This window comes from Caulobacter sp. BK020 (assembly GCF_004342605.1).
In the GTDB taxonomy this organism is placed as follows: Bacteria; Pseudomonadota; Alphaproteobacteria; order Caulobacterales; family Caulobacteraceae; genus Caulobacter.
In genome coordinates this window covers 21,422-28,036 of sequence record NZ_SLZL01000032.1, presented here as the reverse complement: position 1 = coordinate 28,036, position 6,615 = coordinate 21,422, and the positions used below count along the sequence as shown (strand labels likewise).

The window sequence follows — 6,615 nt, the reverse complement described above, 5'->3', positions numbered from 1 at the left end:
CATCTTGCCCAGCAGGTCGGTGACCGTGTCGCCGGCGGCCAGGGCCACGTCGATGGTCGACTGGCCGCGTTGCAGCGAGTCCTTCACGGCGTTCAGCGAGCTGGCGGTCGAGGATTGAACTTTGGCGGTCGCCCAGATCGCGCCATTGTCCTTGGCGCTGCTGATCTTCTTACCGGTGTTGATGCGTTGTTGCGTGACCTGAAGTTCGTTGTTGGTGCTGTTCAGGTTTTGCAGGGCGATCATCGCGCCCGAGTTGGTGTTGACGCTATTCAGCGGCATCCGACGTATTCCTATTCAAGGTGTCCGACGTCATTTTGACAGCCGGGAGCATTTTGCTCGTGATCAGGATGTCGGCGGCCTGTTTAAAATGGATGAACCTGGAACTTCCTGCTTGAAAAGAACTGCAAGGTGGGAAGAATCTGCAGGGTTATATTTTAGGTGTTGGGGCTATGTGTCGATTTGACGCAATAACGGCCTGAGCCAGCAAAAGCTTCGGGTTGCGACGACTGCAGACCGAAATCGCACCGCCGCCGCCTGCGGCCAAATGTCCGCCCACGGAGGTCAGGCGCACAGCCGCTGCGGCGCCAGGTCGCGGTCGTCGGCGTCGAAAAGGTCGAAGGCCTCTTCCCAGGCGGCCTGTCGCGAGGCGCGCAGGGCCGCGTCATCGACGATCCGCACGATCTGGTCCTCGCGATCGTTCCACACCAGGCCGATGTCGGCGGCGCGTTCGGCGTCCCGGCCCAGCAGCAGGATGATGTCGGGCCGCAGCACCCGCTCGGGGCTCAGTCGCATCAGGGTGCGCCCGCCGCCAAGGTCGCGGTGGATGTCGGCGAAGTCGAGCACGGCCGAGATCATGGCGGCGCTGACCGGGGCGACGTGCCAATCCTGGGGAAGGAGACGGGTCATGAGGCGGAGCTCCAGATCGGGCGTCTTGCCCTGGCGGTTCTTCAGTTTCCCTTTTAGGGGTGTGCTGCGTCAAAAACGGTCGTATAGAGTCGGGCCATGCGACACGACAAGGCGACCCGACTGCTGGACCTGGCCCGGCTGCTGGCCGGATCGTCCGAGGGCCTGACCCTGGACGAGATGGCCCGCGCCATGGACGTGGGCCGGCGCACGGCCGAGCGGATGCGCGACGCGGTCTGGGCCGCCTTCCCGCAGATGGAGGCGATCGAGGATCCGCCGACCAAGCGCTTCCGCATCCCGTCCGGCCTGGACAGCCTGTTCCAGACCCCGACCGCCGAGGAACTGGCCGCCCTGCGCACCGCGGCGGACGGCTACGCGGCCAGCGGGGCTGGCGGGCGGGCCGCGGCCCTCTACGCCCTGGAGCGCAAGTTGATGTCGGCGCTGCGCGGGGCGGCGCGGCGCAAGGTGGCGCCAGACCTGGAGGCCCTGATCCAGGCCGAGACGATCGCCGTCCATCCCGGCCCGCGCCCATTCGAGGACGAAGCGGTGCTGGCCGCCATCCGCACCGCCGTGAAGGGCCTGCAGGCCCTGTCGTTCCGCTACGAAGGCGGCAGCGCGCCCGGACGGACCCGCAAGGTCACGCCGCTGGGCATCCTGTTCGGCCACAGCAACTATCTGGTCGCGGCCGAAGGGCGGGATCCCAAGCCCCGCACGTTCCGCCTCGACCGCATGCACGCGGTCACCGCCCTGGACGAGCCGGCTCCGCCGCCCGAGGACTTCTCGCTGCAGGCCTTCGCCGACGAGAGTTTCGGGATCTATCACGACGCCATAGAGCATGTGCGCCTGCGGATCGGTCCCAGCCGCGCCGAGGACGCCCTGCGCTGGCGCTTCCACCCCAACCAGATCGTCAGCCAGGAGCCGGACGGTTCCGTGCTGGTCTCGTTCCGGGCCGGCGGCATGCGCGAGCTGGCCTGGCATCTGTTCACCTGGGGCGACGCGGTCGAGATCCTGTCGCCGCCAGGCCTGCGCGAGATGATGGTCGAGGAGCTGCGGACGGCCCTGAAGGCGCACGAGGGGGCGTGACGCGCGGCTAGGGCGCCTTTCCGCCGGCTTCGTCCACGAACCCGCCCACCGTCTCCGCGAACGCGTCGGGCCGTTCCAGATAGATGAAGTGGCCGCCGCCAGTCATGACGATCCGCCTGGAGCCGGGGATCAAGGCCTCCAGAGCTCCGGCGTGGGCGTGGATGTCGGGCATGTCGACCTCACCGGTGATGATCAGGGTGGCAGCCTTGATCTCGCCCAAGCGACCCATGGCCTCCGGTCCGTCCTTGACCATCCGCGACGCGCCGAAATTGCCGGGATGAGCCGCCAGGTCGGCGGCGACGAAGGCGCGCTGGGCCTCGGCGCCGGGCGTCAGGATGTAGGGGTCCTTGACCGCGTCGGCGAGACGGCCCTGGGACAGCAGGCCGACCAGCTTCATGGTCCGATCGGTGAAGTGCTGGGAGGGTCGAAAGCCGTTCACCGCCGCCCCGACCAGGACCAGGCCGTCCACGGCCTGGGGATGGGCCAGGGCGTAATCCACCGCGATCCCGCCGCCCGATGACGACCCCAGCAGGACCGCGTGGCCGACCCCGGCGGCCTTCATCACCGTGTCCAGGTCGGCGACGGCGTCGTAGGGCGTGGTCGCGGCCGGCGAGTTTCCATAGCCTCGGCGGTCATAGCGGACGACCTTGAACCGGGCGCACAGCCGGGGCCAGGCGGCGTCGAAGGCCGAGCTGTCCAGGATGCCGTCATGCAGCAGGACAAGCGCCTTGGGGCCGGATCCGCAGGTTTCGTAGGCGACCTTGCCGCCTTCGACGGGGGCAAAGGCCGGGGGCGCGAGGACGGGCGTTCCACTGAACAGCAGGCAGCCGGCCGCGATCGCCGCGGCGGGCGTTGAAAACAGTCGCATCGATGTCTCCGGGTTGAAGCGCCGTCAGCCGGCGCGCTTGAACTCGTCTTGTTCGCTTTCGGGCGTGTCTTCCGGCGCGTATTCCAGGATGTCGCCGGGCTGGCACCGCAGGTAGGCGCAGATCGCCTCCAGGGTCTCGAACTTCATGCCCTTCACCTTGCCGGACTTCAGCAGCGAGAGATTGGCCTCGGTGATGCCGATGGCGCGGGCCAGGACGTTGGAGCGCACCTTGCGCCTGGCCAGCATGACGTCGAGACGCAGGATGATCGGCATCAGACGAACGCCTCGCGGTCTTCCTCGATCTCGCGTCCCACCCGCATGACCTGGCCGATCACGAAGACCAGCAGGCCCAGCACGAAGGCCTGGACGCTGGCCATGTGGGCCCAGTTCTTGTCGATCTCGTAGCCCGTTGCGCTGAGGAAAAGGTGGCAGACGAAGGGCGACAGGGCGTAAGCGCACAGCCAGCCACCGATCCAGCTGAAGCTTCGGCCGTTCTCGGGCGAGAACACTTGACCCCGGGCATAGAGGCCGAAGAGCGAGCGCAGGCTCCAGAACAGCATGATGATCGGCGTCGCACGCACGATCCCGACCAGGCAGTAGATCAGCCGGTGGGGCAGGGGCAGCGAGCCGAAGGCGACGGAGTTCGGCGGTCCGTCGCCGATGTAGCAATTGTCGGGCCCGATCCGGACCAATTCACCCTTGTAGAACAGCATGGCGGCCAAGGCCGCGACCAGAATGGCCGCCGACAGGGTCAGCAGGCCGGTGAACAGCCAGGCCAGGGCGCGGCTGCCCAGGCGCACGCGGCGCTGGGCGGCGGTTTCGCTCGCCGCGACGGTCTCGGCGCGCGGCTTCAATTTGACGACGGTGCTCATGGCGTCCTCCCGTGGCGTCAAACTCATTCCGAAATTTCTTTCTGTCAAACGATAATTTTCAGGCTGCATCCGGAGCCGTTGGTGGGCGTCGAATCGACAAGGCTCGAAAAATATTCGCCGCCATGTCGAGAATGGCCCGACGACTCCGACTGGCCCTCGAAAGCGTCGGGAGAACGGCGCTCCAACCGAAGGGAAAACGACGATGAAGTACATTCTGATGATGCAGTTCGCCCTGTCCAAGTGGAAGACCGACATGATCCACAACTGGCCCGCCCACGACATCGAGGTCCACATGGAGCACCTGCGCCGGTTCCGCGAGGAATTCACCGCCTCGGGCGAGATGGTGGTGACCCACGGCCTGCTGCCGCCGGAGCACGCGCGGTTCGTGCGGGCCAGCCAGGGCGGGGCGCCCGAAGTCACGAACGGCCCGTTCCCCGAGACCAAGGAGTTCCTGGCCGGCTACGTGATCGTCGATGTCGAGACGCCCGAGCGGGCCTATCACATCGCCTCGCGCTGGTCGGAGGGCCCCGGGCCCGGCGGCAAGCCGCTGAACCTGCCGGTCGAGGTGCGGCCGGTGATGTCGCCGAACGGCGAGGAGATGTGACCGGGGCGTCGCTGGACCGCCAGACGACGGACCTGCTGCGCGAACTGGCGCCGCGGGTCCTGTCGGCGGTGGTTCGCCGCTACCGCGACTTCGCCGCCGCCGAGGACGCCGTGCAGGAGGCGTTGCTGGCCGCCGCGCGCCAGTGGCCGCGGACCGGCGTGCCGGCCAATCCGGGCGGCTGGCTGGCGCAGGTCGCCTCGCGGCGCATGACCGACCAGATCCGCCGCGAGATCGCTCGGCGGCGGCGCGAGGCGGTCGCGACCGAGGGCGAGGTCCAGGTCGTGTCGCCGTCGGACGACCTGGACACCCTGGCCGGACGCGACGACACGCTGAACCTGCTGTTCATGTGCTGCCACCCAGCCTTGACCTCGTCCTCGGCGATCGCCCTGACCCTGCGCGCGGTCGGCGGTTTGACGACGGCCGAGATCGCCAGCGCCTTCCTCGTGCCCGAGGCGACGATGGCCCAGCGCATCAGCCGGGCCAAGCAGAGCATCCGCGCCTCGGGCGCGCCGTTCGAGGCGCCGGACGCCCGGGAGCGGGGCCAGCGCCTGCGGTCGGTGCTGCACGTTCTGTACCTGATCTTCAACGAGGGCTATGCGGCCAGCGCCGGATCCCAGCTGCAGCGTGCTGACCTGGCGATCGAGGCGATCCGACTGGCGCGCGCCGTCCGGACCCTGCTGCCGGACGACGGCGAGGTTGCGGGCCTGCTGGCCCTGATGCTGCTGACGGACGCCCGGCGTCCGGCGCGGACGGGGGCGGACGGCGAGCTGATCCCGCTGGCCGAACAGGATCGCGGCCTGTGGGACGCGGGGGCGATCGCCGAGGGCGTGGCCCTGGTCGAGGCCGGCCTGGCGCGTGGAGCGATCGGTCCCTACCAGCTCCAGGCCGCCATCGCCGCCCTGCACGACGAGGCCGCTCGGGCCGAGGACACCGACTGGCCGCAGATCCTGGCGCTATACGCCCTGCTGGAGCGGATGGCCGACAATCCGATGGTCCGGCTGAACCACGCCGTGGCCCTGGCCATGGCCCAGGGACCGCGTGTCGGGCTGGAACGGCTGGCCGAGCTCAAGCGCGACAGGCGTCTCGCCGGCCACCACCGGCTGGCGGCGGTGCGGGCGCATCTGCTGGACATGGCTGGGGACAAGGCCGAGGCGGTGACCGCCTATCGCGCCGCCGCCGCCCTGACGGCCAGCCAGCCCGAGCAGCGGTACCTGCTGGGCAAGGCGGCGCGGCTGGCGGAGACGGCTTAGCCCGCCACCAGCTTCAGCAACGCCAACTCCTTGGCCCGCGGCGACGACGCCCGCCGCCGGGGCAGCTGGCTGGTCTCGAAGGCCTCCAGCACCTTGGGGTGGATATAGGCCGCGCGGCAGACGGCGGGGGTGTTGCCCAGCAGGCCCGCCACGGCCTTGACGCAGGTGTTGAGCGTGCGCTTGGCCTCCGCCTGGGTCGTCGGCGGAGGGCTCAGGCTCAGGGCTTCCAGCGCCGCCAGCGAGCCGTACCAGGTGCGGAAGTCCTTGGCCGAGAAGTCGTCGCCGCAGGCGGCGCGGATGTAGTCGTTGATGTCGCTGCTCTCGACGGCCCGCCGCTGGCCGTCCTCGTCGACGTACTGGAACAGACGCTGGCCGCGCAGCTCCTGGCAGGCGGCGACGATGCGGGCCAGGCGACGGTCGCGAAAGCCGGTCCGGTGCATCTTGCCGCTCTTGCCCTTGAACTCGAACACCGCCCCGCCGCCCGCCAGCTTCAGGTGACGCTTCTGCAGGGTGGTCAGGCCGAAGCTCTTGTTAGCCTTGGCGTATTCGTCGTTGCCGACCCGGATCAGGGTCAGTTCCAGCAGGCTGACCACGGCGGCCAGCACCTTCTCGCGCGGCAGGCCCCGGCGGGCCAGGTCGGCGGCCACGCGGCGGCGCAGCCGGGGCAGGGCGCGGCCGAAGGCGGCCATGCGGTCGTATTTTTGCGCGTCGCGATGGGCCCGCCATTGCGGATGATAGCGATACTGCTTGCGGCCCTTCTGGTCGCGGCCGACCGCCTGGATGTGGCCGTTCGGGTCGGGGCAGATCCAGACGCTGGTCCAGGCCGGCGGAATGGCCAGGGCCTTGATCCGCGCCAGGGTCGCCGCGTCGCTGACGGGGCGGCCGTCTTCATCGACATAGGAAAAGCCCTTGCCGCGGGCCAGGCGGCGAATGCCCTGCTCCTGGTCGTTGACATAGGCCAGCAGGGTGCGTTCGGCGGGAGGGGGTTCCAGCGTGTCGCGGGGCACGGTCATCGCCTCGCTGGACGGCCCGCGT

Annotated in this window: 8 protein-coding genes and 1 pseudogene; 3 read left to right on the top strand and 6 right to left on the bottom strand. The window is 69.1% G+C overall.

The features are described from left to right. Positions 1-279, bottom strand: a pseudogene (locus EV278_RS23100) (flagellin); the annotation flags it as partial. A gap of 282 nt (positions 280-561) precedes the next feature. Beyond that, positions 562-906: a hypothetical protein gene (locus EV278_RS23095; RefSeq protein ID WP_132096459.1), complete on the bottom strand. Its 345-nt coding sequence runs from the start codon at positions 904-906 to the stop codon at positions 562-564. A 96-nt stretch (positions 907-1,002) separates the two neighbouring features. On the opposite strand from EV278_RS23095, the gene EV278_RS23090 reads away from it, so the two are divergent. Beyond that, on the top strand, positions 1,003-1,986 hold the full coding sequence (locus tag EV278_RS23090) for a YafY family protein (RefSeq protein WP_132096457.1): 984 nt from the start codon (positions 1,003-1,005) through the stop codon (positions 1,984-1,986). A 7-nt stretch (positions 1,987-1,993) separates the two neighbouring features. Here EV278_RS23090 and EV278_RS23085 read toward each other — a convergent pair whose 3' ends face one another. The 3 genes from EV278_RS23085 to EV278_RS23075 are packed head-to-tail and all read right to left on the bottom strand — an operon-like array spanning position 1,994 to position 3,726. Then, positions 1,994-2,854, bottom strand: a complete 861-nt coding sequence (locus tag EV278_RS23085; RefSeq protein WP_132096455.1) for an alpha/beta hydrolase — start codon at positions 2,852-2,854, stop codon at positions 1,994-1,996. Positions 2,855-2,878: 24 nt separating this feature from the next. Next, complete coding sequence (locus EV278_RS23080; protein WP_132096453.1) at positions 2,879-3,127, bottom strand: helix-turn-helix transcriptional regulator; 249 nt, start codon at positions 3,125-3,127, stop codon at positions 2,879-2,881. Then, on the bottom strand, positions 3,127-3,726 hold the full coding sequence (locus EV278_RS23075) for a DUF2975 domain-containing protein (protein WP_132096451.1): 600 nt from the start codon (positions 3,724-3,726) through the stop codon (positions 3,127-3,129). Before EV278_RS23075 ends, EV278_RS23080 begins: the two co-directional genes overlap by 1 nt. Before the next feature lie 202 nt (positions 3,727-3,928). Here EV278_RS23075 and EV278_RS23070 point away from each other — a divergent pair, with 202 nt between their 5' ends. Further along, positions 3,929-4,330 (top strand): YciI family protein, encoded by a 402-nt coding sequence (locus EV278_RS23070; RefSeq protein WP_132096449.1) that lies wholly within the window; start codon positions 3,929-3,931, stop codon positions 4,328-4,330. After that, positions 4,327-5,580, top strand: coding sequence for a DUF6596 domain-containing protein (locus EV278_RS23065; RefSeq protein WP_132096447.1), 1,254 nt, complete (start codon positions 4,327-4,329; stop codon positions 5,578-5,580). The genes EV278_RS23070 and EV278_RS23065 overlap by 4 nt, the downstream gene beginning before the upstream one ends. On the opposite strand, the gene EV278_RS23060 is transcribed toward EV278_RS23065, so the two are convergent. Beyond that, a complete protein-coding gene (locus tag EV278_RS23060) occupies positions 5,577-6,593 on the bottom strand; it encodes a DNA topoisomerase IB (RefSeq protein WP_165916752.1) in 1,017 nt (338 codons plus the stop codon). The two genes, EV278_RS23065 and EV278_RS23060, sit on opposite strands and share 4 nt — an antisense overlap. Positions 6,594-6,615: the final 22 nt, after the last annotated feature.